An 18,862-nucleotide genomic window follows, 5' to 3' on the forward strand; every position below is an offset into this window, starting at 1 on the left:
TTAATTAAAGTCTTTTTCGAAACTCACGAAAAAAGACCAGTTTGTCTTACTAGTAAAGTTTTTTTCTAATGAATGTACCGTTTTTGTATTGAAGATGATGGCTTGTCCTAGTTTTACTTCAACGGTTTTAATTCTGTCTTTGAGCTGTTCTGTGATGTTTGGCGGTAATTGTTTAAATTGACCAAACACCTCTTGTGGCAAAGCGCCTAGCTTGTGTGTACCAGGTATGATTCTGAAATTTGCTTTATCGACGGGAGTGATTGGGCACCAACACATAACTAAATCATTAACATCATGATCTAAGGGATAATCTTGATGAAGATTGTTAATCCCTCTCACTGTATCTTCAGGAATGAGAGAAATGTAACCTTTAAAGTCGGCTCTTTTGGCTTTATGACCTAAAAGCCTTTCTGGAATGTCAGCTGCAATCAAGTTGGTAGCGATGGTGTCGATGAGTTTATCAGCTCGACAGTCAAGGTGACTTCTTGATAAATAACGATTGTTTGTATTTGCAATTGGGTAATTTGGTTTATTACAAATGAATTCAAAGATATCACTCAAATCATTTTTTATATCTTTTTCAATCAAGTTCATTTTATCAATGGTTAATAAGTACGCAGCTGATGCTAGTTTTTGATATGTGTTTTCGTCAAATAAGTTATCGACAACTACATAGCCATTTTCATTGAATTCGTGATGTAACGCGTCACTAACAGATTCCATTTTTTAATTCCTTTAATTTGTTTAGCATTATTTTTTCGTTTTGAGTCTCACACCAGGAAGTTAACTCACTAAGTTGATTTAATGCACGATCAATCTGTTTAGATTCAATTAAAGTATCTATGTACATAGCTTTATAGAAAGATAGTGAGTGCACTTGTCCAGTTTTTTCAATTTTTTCACAAATACCCTTCAGCATATCAGTATCTTGGTTTAAACATGCATTGAGTGCATCTGTAGGAATAAAGACTAAATAGAGATGTGAATCAGTCTTAAATTCTTGTCGTGCCCGTTCTATTGTTTTTTTTGCAAGAGTTGTATCGTTGATAATGTAAGAAATAATTGCAGAATAATTTAATCCCATCAGATAACTAGGTAAGTGATTAAACTTTTGGGCGATTTGAAGTGCTTTTTCTACGCTTTTTATTGATTGGGTTGACTGGCCTGTAACAGCTTGGAAAATGCCATTAAAATAATAAGGTAGGCAGTTTGGAAGTAAGCCGTAAGTTTTTAAACCATTTCTAATTTCTTCATGGTTCAGTTCATCTAAAAGAGCAAAACACTCGGATAAAGATTGTTCAGCTTTTTCTAATTGGGCATCAAATACATAATTATTTGCAAGCATTGATTGAGTTAGTAGACGATGTAAGTAGGTCGCTTTGTGAGTGTTGTCTGTCAAAGCTTCTTCTGCCAGCGTAATTGCTTTATATCTTTCGTTCTTGTTGTTGTGGTAACTGATTTGAGACCAAATCAGTTGGTGGTGCAATCTTTGATATTCCTCAGTTGATAAATCTATAGACTCGTTGGATTGCCTAAGTAATACCTCATTTTGTTTTGCTTTTTCAAAAATTCGAACATCACCGTAACCAAATCCCAGCATCAGAGAACTTATATTGTAGCTATTTAATCTAAGTTGCCACTTTATTGATTCAGTCTCATCATTTATCTTTTTGGCGATTTGAAAGTATTCATTTGTTATGTTGAAGGCTTCTTTATACAAAGAGCCTTCGTAAGTATGCTCTGCAGCTTTAAATCCGTATGTGCTACTTAATAAGAATTTTTGTGCATGTTTGTAATGATATGCAATTAGCAAAGCTTCTAATTTTGGTTTTGTTACTAGTATGCTTGCTATCTTATTATGGTTCTTTTCTTTGCTTGCCGTATTTGTACTTTCATATGCAGCATCCCTCACTAAAGCGTGCTTAAAGATATAACTATCATGGTCCACACTGCGTTGATGAACAATTAAGTCTTTTGCTACCAGTTCATTTAAGTCATTTTGAATTTGGTTTTCACTTAATGATGAAGCGGCAACTAGCAGTTCATATTCAAACTCACGACCAATGGTGGCAGCCAGTTGAGCGGTTTCTTTAGCATGAATTAAACTGTCTAACTTTTGCTGAAGTGACTCACGCAGGCTGGTAGGGACTTGGTCTAGTTTGTCAGGACTGGTGAAGTTAATTGCATCGTTGATTACACTTACCAATTTTTTTTGCTTAAGCATATCAATGAGTTCTTCGATAAACAGCGGAATACCATCAGTACGGTTTACAAGCACATCAAGGACGTTTTGTGATACGGCTTGATCATCAAATAGTTTTACGATGAAGTCTTCAGTTGCTTGCTGAGTTAATTTCTTCAAACCAACTTCTAGCAAAGTGAGATCTTGTAATTGGGTAGGCACCTTTTGACGTGAAGTACTTATAAGTACGTCGCCATTATGGAGTTGCTTCGCGAAGTGCTGAATAAATTCAATGGTTGTTATGTCTGCCCAGTGAATATCTTCGACAATGTACAATTTGTTAGCGTTGATAGTGAAGCTCTGACTCATTAATAATGCAGTAAGAGCTTTAAATAAATAAGCTTTTTGCGCATCTGGTGCCAATGTTGAAGCTGTTAACTCATCACTTAATTCAATGTTTAACCAGATCAGTAAGATCGGTAATACTTGCTCGCAATCTAATGTTTTGTCATGCGCTGTTATAATGGCTGTAAAGGTCTCTATTGCATTTGATGTGGTTAAATTGCTCGTGTTATATAAGTAACGAACTAGAGTTAAAATAGGGTACAGTGCATTATTTTGATGCTCGGGCAAACACTGAGCTACAAGGTGTTGGTACTTAGACGCACTGCTTCTGATTTCTTGTAATAAACGAGATTTACCAATACCGGCTTCACCATGAATATGGGTAAAGCGGCTTTCTGTACTCTCATGATTAAAAATCGACAGAGACTGTTCGAGTTCGTTGCTTCTTCCTACGAGCTCATGGCTATTTCTTGTGCCACGCATAAAGCCAAAGGCTTCTACTCGGCGTTCACCTTTTAAGCTGAATATACGTTTTTTACTAAGGTTACTGCTTAGTAATTTTTCACCAAAATATTCAAACTCTGAATAGGGTTCAAGAATGGCCCTTGACTCTTCACTACATAAAATTTGTCTTTCACCAGCTTCTCTTGCTAGCGCCATCGCAGTATTCGCAATATGGCCTTCTGGCATAGCGGTCGCATAGGTTGTGAACACACCCGCATGAATACCTGCATGCACATTAATTTGCACACCATGTGCTTCTTGAGTAAGTGCGTTACGCTTAGCGATGTCACTGATAGCATCTAAAATTGTGCGAGCACAAAGGCGCGTGTCGTTATCAGATGCAATTGGATAACCAAAATAAAACAGCACTGAATCTGCTAAGTTACCAACATGGGTGGCACCATAGCGCGTCGCAATATCTATACAGTGATTCCGCTGAGATCTAAATAAAGTATCGACAATATCTAAATCAAGCTCTTTGTCTGTTAGCACTTTGCTGCTAAGTCGCATGGCTAAAACTGTGATCTGTTTGCGCTCAATATGGGCTGTAAAATTTTGCATTGACGCACCAGCAGGACCATCATCACGCATGATCATTGTGTCATCATCTGCTTGCTGTTGTACTCGCAGATCTGCTAATACGCCAACCAGATTAGACATGTTAACTAGGGCTACTTCTTGATAAAGCGCATCACCAGTAATTACTCTGTCAGTGGCGTTTTTAATTAACACACGTCGTAATAAAGCTGCGATGGGGTGACCCAGTAAACTACTTGGTATTGATACTTGCATATCACTTAATTGCTTGTGGTAAACAGCAGCAATGCTTGACCCGGTTATTGCAGGTAGGCCAGTTAAACACTCTAAGAAAACTAAACCCCAAACGTAAAGGTCAGTTTTCTCTGTTGCAGGTTCACCACGTAATTGTTCTGGGGCACTATAAGATGGTGTGCCTAATGTTTCTTGGGTGAGTGTTAGCGTATTAAAATCGGCTTGGCGGCTATCTTGAGTGAGCGTGCCAATACCAAAATCGAGAATTTTAGCGTGTGTCTTTGCCCCCGTTTTTGTGAGCATGATATTGGCAGGTTTAATATCCCTATGAACTATACCATTTTGATGAGCGTGAACTAGGGCGTCAAGTACCTGAAGCATGACTTCTTTGGCGTCAACGGCGTTTAGTGCACCTTCTTGAATAAGATGCTCTCTGAGAGATTGGCCTTCAATGTACTCAAACACCCCATATAACAAATCATCATTAATCTGACCCTTGTCGAGTAATCGGACAATATTTGGGTGTTGTAGCTGACTACTTAATGCCGTTTCTCTTTTAAACCGCTCTATATACCGCTGTTTTTGTTGCTCTTCACAATGTGGTTCTATCGCTAAAAACTTAATGGCAACATGCTGCCCAGTATTGACTTGTATTGCTTTAAAAACTTTACCAAATCCACCTTCTCCAATTTTATGTAAGAGTTGATATTGGTCAGATGAAAATTGCTCATGTATGAGTTGATCTGAAAATTGCGATAAAGACATGTGAACACTCAATTTATTATTTGTAGTGAAATTATTATTGCTAAAAGCTGATTAATTCTTTTAAAACAGATGCTTGCATGTACACTTTCAGCATATCAAGCGAATATTGCATTGCCAAGTTATCGACAAACTTTTTGGGTACTTTAGGAAAAAGGTTTTATTCTTAGAATAGAAATAAAAGATGATGTTTATATAAGAAAAATTTAACATCTATAAATTAAAAATGAGGTACAGAGCGCACCTCATTAAATATTACACAGCGCTTATTTGCTAATTATTTAAAGTTTGCAATGCTGTATTTTGTATCGTTTACAGTCTTCCAACCATATGCTTGACCTACAACGCCATAAGGCACTCCACCTACAGACCAATTTGGGTTAGCAAAGTAATCGTACTGAGTTGCTGAGCCAAAAACGTGCGGGTAAGCCATAATACTTGCAAAGTTATTTTGTACACCATGACCCATGCCGTCTACGTATACACCACCAGATGTATCACCTTGTTTGCGTGAGTGAGCAAGCCCTTGATTGTGGCCTAGCTCATGAACAAATGTCGTTGCGCCACAATCTATAGCAGTGATACTGAACATACGATCGCTCATTGAGCTGTAAAGGTTGCCGTTAGTGCCTTGACCTACCCAAGCTAATCCACATGAGATTAAGCCATTACCCGCACTTTCACCTGTACCAAGTACTGCGACCATATCTGCGCGCCAAGTGTTGCGCAAATCTGCGACATAAGTGCTGTTTGTAACAGCATTTAACCAGCTAGATTCAGGTGTGATGGCGTAGTTTCCTAGGTTTTGGCTACCAGCTAAACGAAGCTGAATGTCTACGCCGTTTTGTTGATAAACCTGATTCGAAAAGGCGATCAGTTGATTGATTTTAGTATTAATATTTGCTGTTTTAGCAGCTGCTTGATCTGTATATAGAATACCTATATCAATGGTAACCGCCGAAGCGAAACCAGAGAACGCAATTGCTGATGCAGCGACTAGTGTTTTAAGTGATGTCTTCATCTGTTTTCCTTACTTGTTAGTGTTGTTAAATTTAGGAGCAAATATGTCAGTTTTTTCTTGCTCTGTGTGTTGTGCATCTGAGTGATGTTCTGACTCAGAGTGCTCGAACTCAACGTGTTTTCTATACAAGTCCCGTTTTGCAGCAATCCATCCATATTGGTCTTTTGATTCAAACACATAATTTCCACTTGGCGCAGTGAGCTGGCCGTAAACAGCATCTTTGCCAACAGTTAATACGGTGGTATGAAAACGCCCATCAGCACCGGTTACATTCCCAAAGATACTTTTATCTCCGTTACTTGCGACATCAATGAAAGTTACTTCAGCTATGAATGTTTCTGCTGATTGCGGGATCATCAGCTCAAAATTGTCACCCGCTTCTAGCTCTTGAAGTGAAGGCAAATCAAATTCTATGTAAGCTTCGTTATTAAGATCTGAGGGTAAAACACCTGCTTCAGAAAGAACGGATTGCGCTTTTTCTGACAACTTATTAATAGCGTAAAATGAAGGTTCAATATCTGATTTAACTGATGGTTTGTCGGCGACAATGGCTGTTTCTTTTACAAAAGGTGTAGAAATGATATTAACCTCGACTTCATCAGTTTTTTTACCCGAGATTAAAGAAGTTGTTTGATTATCATCTTTCTGATTGCTAAAAAAATAAATTGAGCAGATGACAACTGCGCAGAGTGAGATTAGTAAAGTACGTTTCATATTGTCGCCTCCTGTGTAAAAGAGAACAATTTATACGCACTGATGTATCATTATCAACAATAAATGTAAATTAAATGTATTTATTTTGATGTATTTTTACATTTTATGTAATAAAAACAATATTTTGAATTGTTTACAAATTTTAACATATCGTTTGTTAGGTGATTTTTATTTTCAAATTTTATCTTTCTAAACAACTTTGTTTGTTAACTGTTATCAATTTAGTAACAGTAAAGTGCTTTACCAAATAATTATTGTACGATTCGTTTGATTGATTTTTGCTCTTGAAGCCTGATTTTTTTGGTTCTATTTATGTATTGATCTAGGTCTTATCAGTATTAGGGTTTTCAAGATAGAATTTTGAAAATCAGGATTATGGCTCTTATCAAGAGCGCTTATATGAAGGTTCCTGAAGTTAAATTTTAAAAAACTTAATTAACTTTAGCGGTCAGTTTTTATCTACCGTATTATCTAATTCAAATAAATTTTTTAGTAAAAGTGAACAATTAACACTTAAGTTTACATGGGGAGACAATAATTTAAGCTATAGAATTTTTAGTATCTAAAAGTGAAGTGATTACTCGCAAATCAGTTTTCATTTACTTTAGTTGTGCTAAGTTATTATTGTTCCTCACGGATAAACATTCAAAAAATATTAAAACTGAGAAGGGATATTTTTTTGGAAAATATAAAAAATAAGATCTCAAATGAGCCAGTGTCCTTAATGTCTAAAATATGTGACAACTTAGGCGCTTATATTTTCGCAAAAGACATGCAAGGGAAATATACATATGCAAATGATAAAGTCGAAGTTTTATTTGGCTGTTCAAAAAGTGACATCATAGGCAAAGGTGATAGTGAATTTTTCGATCTTTCAATGTCTCAACAAATGGTTGAAAACGATATAAAAGTTTTATCTGGTCAACAACAAGTTGTTTCAGAAGAATCTAATTTTGTCCGAAACACTTCTGAACAAAGAGTTTATCGTATTATCAAATCACCGCTTTTTGACAACGAGAACCAGATCATAGGCCTTGCGGGTATTGCACATGACGTTACTGAAGAAAAACGGCTTCGAGAACAAGTTGAAGAGCAAAAGCAACTTTTGAGTATTATTCTTGATAATGTTGAAGCCCATGTTTATATGAAAGATGAGGATCGTCGTTTTCTTTATGTAAACTCTAAAGTTGCAGATTTATTCGGTTTAGATTCAAAGGAAATAATTGGTCAAAAAGAGCAAGATATTTTATCTGAAGAAACCGCGGAGCATTTTCATCTTAGTGATTCAAAAGTGATATTGGATCAGCAAGTATTGCGTGTTGAAGAAACCGTGATCGATAACGAGCAAAAATATCATTATTTAAGCGTTAAAGTGCCTGTAACTATGGCTGGTAAACGTTCTCTCATCGGCTTTTCAACTGATGTAACAGAAATTTATAAGCTAAAAGAAGAGTTTAAACGTCTCGCTAATACTGATGATTTAACTGGAATTTATAATCGCCGCTATTTTCTAAAAGAGGCTGAGAAAGCTTATAGCATTTTTAAGCGTCAAAACATGGAGGTTGGCCTTTTGACTTTTGATGTGGATTATTTCAAAAAAATAAATGACAGATATGGTCACCCTGTGGGCGATGAAGTACTCCAAAACCTGACTGCAATTGTTGCGTGCCTATTACGAAAAGAAGATATTTTTGCTCGTATTGGCGGAGAAGAGTTCGCAATCTTATTACCTTGTACAGACATTACTTCTGCCAATCGTGTTGCTGAACGAGTGAGAAGAGAGGTTGAGTCTTCGCTCTTTTGTGGTATTCAAAAAATTCAGCTTACGGTGAGTATTGGTTTAACTGAATTTAGTAGCAAAGATACCAGTTTCGATGATGTTTTTTCTCGAGTCGATAAAGCATTATATAAAGCGAAAGAAAGTGGTCGAAATTGTGTCACATTTTTAAACTAAGGCGCAATCAATTGAAAAGAGTTATTAAAGTGCTTGCATATAACCCGAAATGGCCTGAGATGTTTTTTGAAACTAAACGAAGTTTAGTTTCATTGTTAGGCGAGCAAGCGACTTCTATCGAACATATTGGCAGCACGTCAATTCCTGGATTATGCGCTAAGCCTATTATTGATATACTTGTTGAAGTAAAGTCTTTAAGTCATATTGATAGCCTCATCACTAAGTTTGAAGAATTGGGGTTTGTTTCCAAAGGTGAAAATGGCATTGCTGGTAGGCGCTATTTTCAAAAAGGAGGGGTTCAACGTAGCCATCATTTACATATTTTTGAAGAAAACCACCCACATGCAGAAGACCACCGTTTGTTCAGGGATTATTTAAAAACACATAAACAAGCCGCTTTTAATTATGCAGAACTAAAATTATTAGCTGCTGAAGCTTGTAACAACGATATGAAAAAGTATATGGCAATTAAAGATGGGTTCATTAAAGCTCGTCTTGAAGAGGCGAAACTTTGGAACAAAAAAACTCTTAGTAATATCTAATCAGCTTAAGGTACATGTTTTAAGATAATGCGCTATACAGTTATTAGTCTAGTTCATTAGATTCAACTAACGTTGGTTTTAAAACGTTTCTATAAATAAATGAGAGTAAAATAGTATTGGTAGAAACGTCAAAATCGTCTATATCTTAATAAATGCTCAATAAATTAATGAATTAACGTGCCAATTTTCTTTGCTGCTCTGCTTTTATTGTTTATCAGCCCTTTACCCTCGATGGCTATGGAAGAGAGTAAAAGAATTGATAATTCTGAAAAAGTTTATGTTTACGTTTACCACTTAAAACCTCCTTATATAGAACAACTAGAATTAGAAACCGGTCTCTACTTTGAACTCATTGAGCTTTTTAATAGCTTTCAAGATAAGTATCAGTTCATTCCTCAATTTGTACCTCGTAAAAGGCTAAATAGAGAGATTGCGAATGATACCTTAGATGGCATGATCTTAGGAGTTCACCCTGTGTGGTTCAAAGATAAAGACAAAATTAAATTTCTTTGGACTAAACCACTCCTCAATGATAGAGATGAGTTCATTTCACCAGTAACTAAGCCCTTTAATTATTTGGGTGAAGTGTCTTTGTATAACATGAATATTGGGGGAGTTCGTGGTTATCATTATTTTAGAGTTGCACCAGTTCTAAAAAAAAGAAAAGCGAAGTTGACGCCGACGAGTTCTGAATTACAACTATTAGAAATGTTAATTAAGAAACGCCTTGACGTTGCAGTGATCAGCAGAGCGACATTAAATTATTATTTTAATCTATACCCTCAATGGCGAGATTTAGTTTACTTCTCCAAAGTGCCTCATGAGCAGTATTATCGTGCATTGTTAAGTCCAATTAAACTAGAGAGTCAATTTAACATAATTGAATCTTTGTTTGAGCAAGAGAGCTTTTTGGCTGCGTTGGAAGGGTTGAAGGCTAAATACGGTTTCAGTAGAGAGGTTTTTCATAAGTAACTTAGTCTTTTCTAAGATTCGTTTTTTTAATTATGCGAGATCTTAAAATACACGTGCTATGGCATTAGATAAATTGAGCACCGACCGCTATTTTTTAACGGTGCTCTCAGATTTCTATGCCATTGTATGTGATTTCAAAAACAAATCATTCATTGATATTAATAGATTTTACAACACATACTCGCTGCCATCTTTAGCGGTATAGGCTTTAGATTGACCTTCACGAACTATTGAATATTCAATGCCGGTTAAAAAGCTGATCCAAAGGCGTTTTAGTTGAGTGGATTCATTGTTGCTATCAACAGCACTTAGTTGTGTTTCCATTTGAATATCATCGATGTGTGCCATATCAATTTGGCCTGTATCGCCACGGCGATTGAAGGTCAATTCAATATGTAAGTCATCTTTTTTCTTGAGCAAAATAGCCGTTGGGTCATCACGGTGTCCGCATAGGGCAACAAATTGTTTTGGTTGCTCTAAACCGCAGTGACTGCCGTCTGCGAAAAACGCCATTAAGTGATTGTAGTAAACCAAGTAATGTGTCACTTGAGTGTGTGAACCTTGATCAAGCGGACAATGCTCATCAAGATATTGTTTTGCAAGTGTCATTTTCTGACATGTTTGATCGGTAATTTCACTGCGAGTAAGTGCTGTCATAATCGTAACCTCATTCATAAAATCATTTTTGTTAGTTGTTAAATTCAGTGTATGTGAATATTTTTTATAATTTCACAAAAAGAATTTCACAGTGTAAATTTTACAAAACCTGCTATTTTTACTGTGTGAATGAAATATAAGCAGGGGACGGCAGTGAAAAAAACATCAACATTAATGCGGAAATCTCATTTTTTGGGGACCAAAATACGTAACTTAAGAAAGCGTAACCATCTGACCTTGGAAGATTTATCAAGTCGATGTGTAAGAGTTGATGCCTACTCAGCGCCCTCTGTTTCTTACCTATCTATGATAGAGCGCGGCAAGCGTACACCGAGTCAAGAAATGCTCGAAAATCTCGCCCAAGTTTTTCAAAAGCCTGTTGAGTGGTTTTTAGACAGTGAGCCTGAAAAAGATACCATTACCCCTGACAAAGGTAGAAGCGGCGGGATCACAGGTATGGCACTTGAGCCCAACTTTCTGTTTAGTAATGATATTTTGCAAATCGCTATTCCAGAAATGCTGTCTCAAACAGGGATAAGCGGCCGTCAATTCGCACATTTATTAATACGTGCTCACCAAGAACACCATCAAAATCATTTTCCTGACTTAGAGCGTGCAGCAGAAGAAGTAGGCAATAAAAACTTATATCTAACCTCCAACGATTTAATACGCATCGCTCAAGAAAAAGGCCTAGAAATTAAGTGGTTTAATGAAAAAGCGAAGCATAACGAAGTAAAACAAGTTAACAAGTCACGATTGGTCAGCTCTTTTTTAAGATCACCCAACATTGTGTTCTTGAATGAGAAATTAAAGAACAAAGAAAGCCGATTGAAATATGACTTAGCGGTGCACATTGGCCATGCAGTTTTACATAATCAAGACGGAGTAAAATGTATATTATCGATAGGAGGGGCTGAGCAAAAAGAAACCGAATTACATACTACACCTAATGCGCAAGATATACTGCAAGCATGGCAAGACTTTGAAGCCAGCTTTTTTGCAGGCGCTTTACTGTGTCCTAAAGCGCCATTTAGGCAATTATTAGATAGCTATGGTTACGATATCTCAGTACATAAGCAACTCGATATCTCGGTGTCTGTGGCCATGCGTCGCATGACTGTGGTGTCACCCTACCCACATTGGCATTACTTTGATGCGTATAAACCAGGTAAATTGAAAGCAGTTTATCGGGGCAATGGTATTCCTCTGCCTTGGGGCAATATGCGTCAGGTTGAAGACCCCTGTCAGCACTGGGCGGTATTCAGAAAGTTTGGAGAAATGTCACGAGAGAGCAGTGCGCAGCTTTCAATTTTGAGTGTTGATGGTAAGACGCGCTTGTACTGTTGCGAGTCAGTTTTAGTCGAAGATTTAGCGGGTGCGAAACATGTTTTGTGTATGGGTATTGATTTGAACCCTGCAATTGATGCGCAAGGCACTGATGCGCAAGCTGTCGTTGAGAACCTACAAGCACTTTGTATTAAACATGGCGGCTCAACGGTTGTGCCACATAACATTCGTCAACAATTGCTTAGTGTCGCGCGTATTCTCAACATTAACTGGATCGAGCGGGGGTTAGCATCTGAACTCAGGGTTATTTGTATTCGAGGTAACAGCTGCCCAAGAAAGCCGGGGTGTTATGGCAAATGTAAAAATGGCAAAATGACACAAAGTATTGAATATATAACTAAACCACCTCAAGATACGAGGTTCAGCGAGAATTGATAGGCTGTCAGACAAGGCAGCGCTCTGAATCATGCATCTTGAGGAAGTTTGGGTATATTAGGTGAACTCGATTGAAAACAGTGTTTATTACCGGTGCAAACCGTGGCATAGGGCTAGCATTGACTAAGGTCTTTTTAGCTGATGATTGGCAAGTAATCGCAACGTGTCGTAACAGTGATGCTGCTACTTCGCTTAATCAGTTAAAGAACGAATTCAAACGCCTCTATGTCTATGAACTAGATATTACCGATTATCAGCAAATGGCAAATTTGAGTGAGAAATTAGCCGATTTAAAAATCGATGTGCTTTTGAATAATGCCGGGCTCTATGGACCTAAAGGTTATGGCTTTGGCAATTGTGATACAGCGGCATGGCGAAAGGTATTTGAAGCCAATGTGATTGCGCCAACTAAACTGGCAGAAGCTTTTGTATCTCAAGTCTTAAATAGTGAACTTAAAATAATCGCAGCTTTATCATCGCGAGTTGGAAGCCATACTGAAAATACTAAAGGCGGTGGCTACATTTACCGCAGTTCGAAAGCAGCTTTAAACTCAGTAGTCAAAAGCTTATCAAATGATTTATTGCAGCAAGGCGTTAAAACGGTTGCGCTTCACCCTGGTTGGGTTCAAACAGAAATGGGCGGACCAAATGCATTGATAAGCGCTGAAGAGTCGGCTATGGGGTTAAAGCAAGTTATTGAATCTTTGACTGACGACCAAAGTGGTGGCTTTTATAGCTATAAAGGTGATCAAATACCTTGGTAGGAAAAGCCTTTAGTTGCGCGGTTATAAGCCGCGCAATGTTTCGTAACTAAACTTTAAAAAAGTAAAGCCATTTCAGCCGCTTGGCACTGACAACTGTTTTCACAGACCGTACATACATAACCTTGCGTATCACATAACTCCGTCCAGCGGTTATCGTGTAGTTTGATCAATTCACCACCTGCTTTCGTGAAGTACTTCACCGCGCCATTACCTGGGCTTTGTTTCCATAAATGCGCAACACCAGCCAAAGCACCTTGTTGCCTTAAAGCAACGATCGAAGCATGAAGTAACTTAGGGCCTATGCCTTGGCCTTGGGCTTTTTCAGAAACAGCAATGCATTTGAAATAAGCCATCTGTGAAGGAAGAACAGGCCAGAGTTTTGGGCTACACCATTTATCTATGTCCCATTGATCTGCGGCATAACTTAATCTAAAGCCGACTAGTTCGTTTTGGTCATTGATTGCAACGAAACTGGCATTAATATCATGTTTGATGCCCTGTTGATACATTTTAGTTAGGCTTTGTTCATCCATGTAGTTTTCACCATGCACGGTATTAGCCAGTGAGATCACATCTTGAAAATGCGTGTGTTCGAGAGGTAGATACTGCACGTATATCACCGATTTATTATTCTTCTATTGTTTAAGATAATGAAATAATGTTCGTTCTACAAGTATATAGTAGAGTCAATTGCATAAAAAAAGCAGACAATAATTTACATCTGCTTTTAACTATTGCGATTTAGCTTGGTGTGCATATTTACCGCGCACCTACTGAAAGTTAGGTTTTAAGCTTAATGATAACCTGCCACTATTACAAGAAACAGGCTATCAAAATCAGTTTTCCTCTTAATAACCTTTGACAACCTGAATTTTGTGTTTGTACGTAAAGGTGGCTGACAAACATATATTAAAGAGACGTTACTTTGCACTTTCAGGTTGTTCGGCTCTTAAAAAACCGGCAGCTTCCTCATCTTGTTTATGTGCGATACTTTGTCCGCTCATTGCTCTCGTCTGTTGATTTAACTGATAAAGCTGTGAAGCATTTCCTAAATCTCTTTCACTGGTAATAGAAGCAATAGACTCTCTATCTTTCAAGAAGCTCACAATATCATGCTTTATAGCATCTAATTGCGATTCATCTTTGTGCATCTCGAGTATGTGCCTTGGGTGCTCTAGATTTTTTAAACCTGTCGCTGCGAATGTTGAACTCACAATACGTGAAACAATAATCCAAGGTGTGATACTGCTTCTTACTAGCGTATTTTCTGAGCGAGTTGAATCATGAATACCTGTTCCTGTAGAAATCTTAGATTCGGTAAACGTGCCTTCACATTTAAAATATACAAGTAATGACTCGAATTGCATTTCTGCAAAAAATACATGAGCTGAATTAGTCATAAGGCGAGCGAAGGCTTTAAATATCGCACCTATTAAAAATAATTGAACGATGTTCATCAACATCTGGGCAGAGGTGGATAAGTTTGCAGAATTGAAAGCTGTTTCAAAGCTATTTATGTTTTGACTACTAACAAATTTTGCTAAATCAATCGCTTGGTAAGCTAATAAAACACTAAAGATTAGAGTGATAATAAAGAAGATATTACCGAATAATAAAGAAAACAAGCGAGATAGCTCGAATGTTTTACCTAAGTTCATAGGTGAAAATTTGGGTTGCACTTCTTGAATCATTTCACCGTTAAAGCCACCTTTACCATCAACTTGCTCTTGCAGTTTAGGGTCTAGCTCTTTATAAACTCTGTTAGGAACCTCTCTATAGCGCCTGTTAGCCATGACTAAATTATCAAGATTGATAAAGATTTCATTCGGGTGAACAGATTCTTGCCAGTTTTCTCGTAATTCTGATACTTCAGTGACAGGATCAACCTTATTTAAACGGGCGCTAATCATAGAGCCAATAATTGCTGTGCCAATCAGTGCAAATACAACAATACCAATTAAGTACAGACCTGAATTAAAAGAAGGAAGTTGATTTAAAAATTGCTCAATATCTTGCTTCGAGAACCCAGTTTTGTTCATTAAAAATGACATAACAAGCCCAATGACTAAAGGTAAAACAATAGATAGGGCAATAATTTTGGTAAAACTCGCGGTGCCTAAGGTTTCAATCGTACTTTCTGCTTTTCTAGAAATTGGTCTTCCAGCCGAGCGCCAAGTAAGAAAAATAAAGAGCATTAAAAAACAGCTGTAAATAGGAAAGGCCAATTCACCAACTTCACCAGCAAAACCAGTTAAAGAAACGAAGGCGATCAGGGCGTATGACACTAAAGCAACAATCGTACTAATCCATGCATTGAAGATTCGTTGCGTCATATTTCTGATGGGATAAGGCAAGAATAGTAGTTTAGGTAAAAGACTATGGAGCAGTCTTGCGATGAAACCCTTTGGTTCGACAAAAGTGCTGTTTTTTCTTCCTACCAACATTTCTTCCAAAGTTTTCGCTCGGTAAGCGACATCATTTTTTTCGCTGTGCGCAGTAGATGATTCTGATTTGCTAAAATTATAGGCAAGAGAAGTCGGGTGATTTCTTCCAACAAAATATCTTAAAGTAGAGTAAATACCAGATGCTGCTGTTTTGAGTCCAATAGCTAAATTAACAATGCCAAATAGCATTAAAATCCAGCCCGAAATTTGATCTTCCTTTACAAGGCCAGCTGCAAAAAATAGCAGTGTCATACCTGTGAGAGTTTGAATTACCCCTCTTAATGCTGTCACTTTGCCTTCTAATTTGAAGGGGTTTTTGAGCCCAAGATCTATTGAGCCATAATCAAAAGCCATAAGTATTCACCTTTTTGAAAATTCTTTAGTACTAAAATTTTAGAATGTGGTTAATACCAATCCGGAATATTCAATTGATGGGGGAAGTTAAACTGAGACTAGCGTGGGTAGGTCTTTAGATAAAACTAAATAGTTAGTATTACGCCTGTAACTGACAATTTCCCTTTGCCAAAAATAGAACACTAAATTAAGTGGATTGGAACAATAAACATCGGTGATACTTTGCCTAATAATTTATTTATTATCAATGGTGTTTTGAATATTTTTATAGTTTTTAGCAAAAATATAAAATTATGTTTACACCGAGAAGGGAAAGTGGCAAAGCTACTTTTACAATACCACTTTTAAATTCAGCTTTAGTTGAGTAGCGTGATTATCTTGCTATTCCCATCATCATCTCTAAACCTAAGCACAAAATCATGTTTGCCGTCATTGTTGATATCTACAAGTTTTATATCGTTACTATCATCAGGTAGCTTATGTTTGATTTTACCGCGCTTTTTGTTTAAAACAGTTTCGGCGTTGCCATAGTAAACACTCAAAGTCTTGCTGCCTGTTCTAAATACAGCATCTTGCTTACCATCACCGTTGATATCGCCAGCATAGTAAGTTAACGCCATTTCATCACTGCTCATGCCAATTTCCATTTCAACTTCTTTTTCAGAGTCAGGTTCTTCAGAAAAGGTACCGTCAGGCTTTTGCGCATAAAAACTGATTTCTACATCAACATCAGTGCTACCGCCGCCCAGTGCCATAGAAGCAATGGTGCCTAGGCCAAAGTCGACATGAAACTTTTGTAATTCACTTTTACCATCGCCGTTAAAGTCATTATCGAACTCAAAGCGACTGGTGCCAGAGGCCTTAGGCAAAGTTAATGGAGTTGCTGAAAATTGGCCATTTTTTTGTCCGTAGAATACCTGAAAGGTGAGTTCAACATCGAGTGAGTCCATGCCTTCAACAATCGGTGCATAACGCGTGACAAGGTCAAGCTTTCCGTCATTGTTGATATCGAGTAATTTCGCAATACGGCGATTCGCTTCTACATCATCAAGTTTGCCCGTCACAACAGGCAGTTTTAAAGGCTTAAGCGCGTTTTCATAGCCTGTTTTATTGGCATAAAGTACATCGATTTTCTCTCTATCATGAAACACTAAATCATTAAACCCGTCTTGGTTTATGTCGAATACTTTAGGCACCATGGTTAGGTCAATGTCTAGACGCAATTTACCATTGCTAAAATTACCCGAAAATTTAGGCTCAGTGCTGAATGTATGCTTAGTAAAGCTGCTGTCAGGGTTTTGAATGTAAATCTCTGAGTGAGTTAAGTCAGGGAGAACAATGTCACTCAGACCATCATTATTAATGTCGCTAATAAAATTGATTTTCTCAAACTCGTCGAATTCTAGTTTAGAAAGCAGTGCATTTGTTGAAAGCACCTTTCTAGTGCCGTGTTTATCGACAGAAAAAATGCCTTCTTTATTCATTACAAAAGCGGTGATTTTAGATGATCCCGCAAGCTTGCCGTAATCAAAACCAAAAGTATCTTTTGGCAGTTCGAGCTTAGTGAATTCCATGCTTTCTAGATTCAGCTCAGCTAAACTTGCGTCTTCATCATGATAGGCAAACATAATCGGGCTCTTTGTTTCAATTAGGCTGCGATTGGTTTTTATGGGAATGTCTTTTGCTGCTATCGCTGAATAGGATGCGCCTAGCGCTGCCATCAATAAAAGCGTGTGTTTCATTTTTATTCCTTTCCTCGAACTTGGTGTGGTTCTATCTTAGGTTTAATTGCAGAGCAAACAAGTTCGAATTTGTAATGAACTGTTGCAAATGTAATGAGCACCCAGCATGTTTTAAGTGGATAGTGCTCGTCGCTTATCTGAAAATCAGCTACAATCCGCGTCGTTATTGAATTTAGGAGTTAGGCGAGTGTTAAACGATAGCCAATGTGTTGAAGCAATTATTAGCTGTATTAAACAAGTTTTTGAAACAGAGCAATACGCTGATAAAGCAATAGAAGCTGGCCTTGCCAACCAAGCTTTTTGGAATCAAGCAACCAAAGCTTATTATGTGCAGCATTGCTATGAGCTGATCCGTTATCACCGCCAGCTTAATACGGCACTTGATGTCGATACCTCAGATGAGAATTGGCCTTGGCTACATTTTGAGGCCTATCAACTGTTAAATGGCGTTGAGTTACCAAATTGGTCTGAGTTTGCAGGTTTAGATGTTGAGACATTAAAAGCAAACCTTGATGAGGCCTCTCCAGCTGAGCAACAAAGCTATCCTGATTGGCTTTGGCAGCGCGCTGAGCATGAGCTTGGTGATGATTGGGTTAATATCGCACAGGCACTGAACGTACCTGCGAAACCTTACTTACGTGTAAATACTTTGAAGACCGACGCTGAAACGTTACAAGCGTCTTTGAAAAAGAGTCAATCAATCACCAAAGTACTTGAGAAAGACAATTGTTTAGAAGTTGAAGAATACGGCTATTTATTTAAATCAGATGCGTTCAGCAAAGGCTGGTTTGAAATGCAAGATGCGGGCTCCCAGCAGATAGCACCATTACTCGATGTAAAACCAGGTCAGCGCGTTGTTGATGCGTGTGCAGGTGCGGGTGGTAAGAGTTTACACCTTGCTGATCTAATGCAAAATAAAGGCTACATCTTATCGATGGACATTCATCAGCATAAGCTAGATGCACTAAAAAAACGTGCAAAGCGTGCGGGTGTTCATATGCTTGAAACGCGTTTAATCAAAAATAGTAAGACTATTAAGCGCTTAAAAGAAAAGTTTGATCGTGTATTGTTAGATGTGCCTTGCTCTGGGACGGGAGTTCTACGCCGTAATCCAGACGCAAAATGGCATTTACAACCTGAAAATATTGATACTCTGATCAGCTTGCAAGCTGAAATTCTGCAGCGTTACAGCCAGATGTGTAAAGTCGGCGGAAAGCTTGTGTATGCGACTTGCTCTATTTTTCCGAGTGAAAACCAACAGCAAGTGCAGGCATTCCTTGAAAACAATCCAAACTTTGAATTACTAGAAGAGTTAAACCTACAACCGGGAATTAACTCATCATACGATGGTTTTTATGCCGCCGTATTAACAAAGAAAGAAGCGTAAAAGCTTATCTAACCTGAGCCGCTAT

The 18,862-nt window shown here is 37.8% G+C and carries 14 protein-coding genes; 6 read left to right on the plus strand and 8 right to left on the minus strand.

Features of this window, described 5'->3' with window-relative positions; all coding sequences use genetic code 11:
* The 4 genes from PP2015_RS19910 to PP2015_RS19925 all read right to left on the minus strand — a co-directional run bounded on the left by PP2015_RS19910 (position 1) and on the right by PP2015_RS19925 (position 6,299).
* Positions 1-723 carry a phytanoyl-CoA dioxygenase family protein gene (locus PP2015_RS19910; protein ID WP_058032238.1) on the minus strand — a complete coding sequence of 241 codons (723 nt, stop codon included), beginning with the start codon at positions 721-723 and terminating at the stop codon, positions 1-3.
* Complete coding sequence (locus PP2015_RS19915; protein WP_058032239.1) at positions 710-4,567, minus strand: TOMM system kinase/cyclase fusion protein; 3,858 nt, start codon at positions 4,565-4,567, stop codon at positions 710-712. The genes PP2015_RS19910 and PP2015_RS19915 overlap by 14 nt, the downstream gene beginning before the upstream one ends.
* Before the next feature lie 274 nt (positions 4,568-4,841).
* A complete protein-coding gene (locus tag PP2015_RS19920; protein ID WP_058032240.1) occupies positions 4,842-5,585 on the minus strand; it encodes a zinc-dependent metalloprotease family protein in 744 nt (247 codons plus the stop codon).
* A gap of 9 nt (positions 5,586-5,594) precedes the next feature.
* Positions 5,595-6,299 carry a hypothetical protein gene (locus tag PP2015_RS19925; protein ID WP_058032241.1) on the minus strand — a complete coding sequence of 235 codons (705 nt, stop codon included), beginning with the start codon at positions 6,297-6,299 and terminating at the stop codon, positions 5,595-5,597.
* A gap of 724 nt (positions 6,300-7,023) precedes the next feature.
* On the opposite strand from PP2015_RS19925, the gene PP2015_RS19930 reads away from it, so the two are divergent.
* The 3 genes from PP2015_RS19930 to PP2015_RS19940 all read left to right on the plus strand — a co-directional run bounded on the left by PP2015_RS19930 (position 7,024) and on the right by PP2015_RS19940 (position 9,767).
* On the plus strand, positions 7,024-8,253 hold the full coding sequence (locus PP2015_RS19930; RefSeq protein ID WP_058032242.1) for a sensor domain-containing diguanylate cyclase: 1,230 nt from the start codon (positions 7,024-7,026) through the stop codon (positions 8,251-8,253).
* Between the two features lie 29 nt (positions 8,254-8,282).
* Complete coding sequence (locus tag PP2015_RS19935; RefSeq protein WP_257720528.1) at positions 8,283-8,795, plus strand: GrpB family protein; 513 nt, start codon at positions 8,283-8,285, stop codon at positions 8,793-8,795.
* A 237-nt stretch (positions 8,796-9,032) separates the two neighbouring features.
* Positions 9,033-9,767 (plus strand): type 2 periplasmic-binding domain-containing protein, encoded by a 735-nt coding sequence (locus PP2015_RS19940; RefSeq protein WP_157599126.1) that lies wholly within the window; start codon positions 9,033-9,035, stop codon positions 9,765-9,767.
* Positions 9,768-9,935: 168 nt separating this feature from the next.
* Here the strand turns inward: PP2015_RS19940 and PP2015_RS19945 are convergent, their stop codons facing one another.
* Positions 9,936-10,472: an aldolase/citrate lyase/malate synthase family protein gene (locus PP2015_RS19945; RefSeq protein WP_058032245.1), complete on the minus strand. Its 537-nt coding sequence runs from the start codon at positions 10,470-10,472 to the stop codon at positions 9,936-9,938.
* A gap of 105 nt (positions 10,473-10,577) precedes the next feature.
* On the opposite strand from PP2015_RS19945, the gene PP2015_RS19950 reads away from it, so the two are divergent.
* Both PP2015_RS19950 and PP2015_RS19955 read left to right on the plus strand, forming a co-directional pair.
* Positions 10,578-12,146 carry a DUF3612 domain-containing protein gene (locus PP2015_RS19950; protein ID WP_083496697.1) on the plus strand — a complete coding sequence of 523 codons (1,569 nt, stop codon included), beginning with the start codon at positions 10,578-10,580 and terminating at the stop codon, positions 12,144-12,146.
* 71 nt (positions 12,147-12,217) lie between these two features.
* Positions 12,218-12,910 (plus strand): SDR family oxidoreductase, encoded by a 693-nt coding sequence (locus PP2015_RS19955; RefSeq protein ID WP_058032246.1) that lies wholly within the window; start codon positions 12,218-12,220, stop codon positions 12,908-12,910.
* A gap of 53 nt (positions 12,911-12,963) precedes the next feature.
* Here the strand turns inward: PP2015_RS19955 and PP2015_RS19960 are convergent, their stop codons facing one another.
* From PP2015_RS19960 to PP2015_RS19970, 3 genes are all read right to left on the minus strand, one after another.
* A complete protein-coding gene (locus PP2015_RS19960) occupies positions 12,964-13,521 on the minus strand; it encodes a GNAT family N-acetyltransferase (RefSeq protein ID WP_058032247.1) in 558 nt (185 codons plus the stop codon).
* A 309-nt stretch (positions 13,522-13,830) separates the two neighbouring features.
* Positions 13,831-15,708 (minus strand): hypothetical protein, encoded by a 1,878-nt coding sequence (locus tag PP2015_RS19965; protein WP_058032248.1) that lies wholly within the window; start codon positions 15,706-15,708, stop codon positions 13,831-13,833.
* A 356-nt stretch (positions 15,709-16,064) separates the two neighbouring features.
* On the minus strand, positions 16,065-17,450 hold the full coding sequence (locus PP2015_RS19970) for an FG-GAP repeat domain-containing protein (protein ID WP_058032249.1): 1,386 nt from the start codon (positions 17,448-17,450) through the stop codon (positions 16,065-16,067).
* A gap of 187 nt (positions 17,451-17,637) precedes the next feature.
* Here PP2015_RS19970 and PP2015_RS19975 point away from each other — a divergent pair, with 187 nt between their 5' ends.
* The gene (locus PP2015_RS19975; RefSeq protein ID WP_128724448.1) at positions 17,638-18,837 is read left to right on the plus strand and encodes an RsmB/NOP family class I SAM-dependent RNA methyltransferase; all 1,200 of its coding nucleotides are present in this window, start codon (positions 17,638-17,640) and stop codon (positions 18,835-18,837) included.
* Positions 18,838-18,862: the final 25 nt, after the last annotated feature.

The sequence above is a fragment of the Pseudoalteromonas phenolica genome, from assembly GCF_001444405.1.
Lineage (GTDB): Bacteria > Pseudomonadota > Gammaproteobacteria > Enterobacterales > Alteromonadaceae > Pseudoalteromonas > Pseudoalteromonas phenolica.

Bases quoted from the DNA above. Each gene is read 5' to 3' on its own strand.
- PP2015_RS19915 (WP_058032239.1), bottom strand. From the start codon at position 4,567: ATGTCTTTATCGCAATTTTCAGATCAACTCATACATGAGCAATTTTCA.
- PP2015_RS19920 (WP_058032240.1), bottom strand. From the start codon at position 5,585: ATGAAGACATCACTTAAAACACTAGTCGCTGCATCAGCAATTGCGTTC.
- PP2015_RS19925 (WP_058032241.1), bottom strand. From the start codon at position 6,299: ATGAAACGTACTTTACTAATCTCACTCTGCGCAGTTGTCATCTGCTCA.
- PP2015_RS19930 (WP_058032242.1), top strand. From the start codon at position 7,024: ATGTCTAAAATATGTGACAACTTAGGCGCTTATATTTTCGCAAAAGAC.
- PP2015_RS19970 (WP_058032249.1), bottom strand. From the start codon at position 17,450: ATGAAACACACGCTTTTATTGATGGCAGCGCTAGGCGCATCCTATTCA.
- PP2015_RS19965 (WP_058032248.1), bottom strand. From the start codon at position 15,708: ATGGCTTTTGATTATGGCTCAATAGATCTTGGGCTCAAAAACCCCTTC.
- PP2015_RS19910 (WP_058032238.1), bottom strand. From the start codon at position 723: ATGGAATCTGTTAGTGACGCGTTACATCACGAATTCAATGAAAATGGC.
- PP2015_RS19940 (WP_157599126.1), top strand. From the start codon at position 9,033: ATGGAAGAGAGTAAAAGAATTGATAATTCTGAAAAAGTTTATGTTTAC.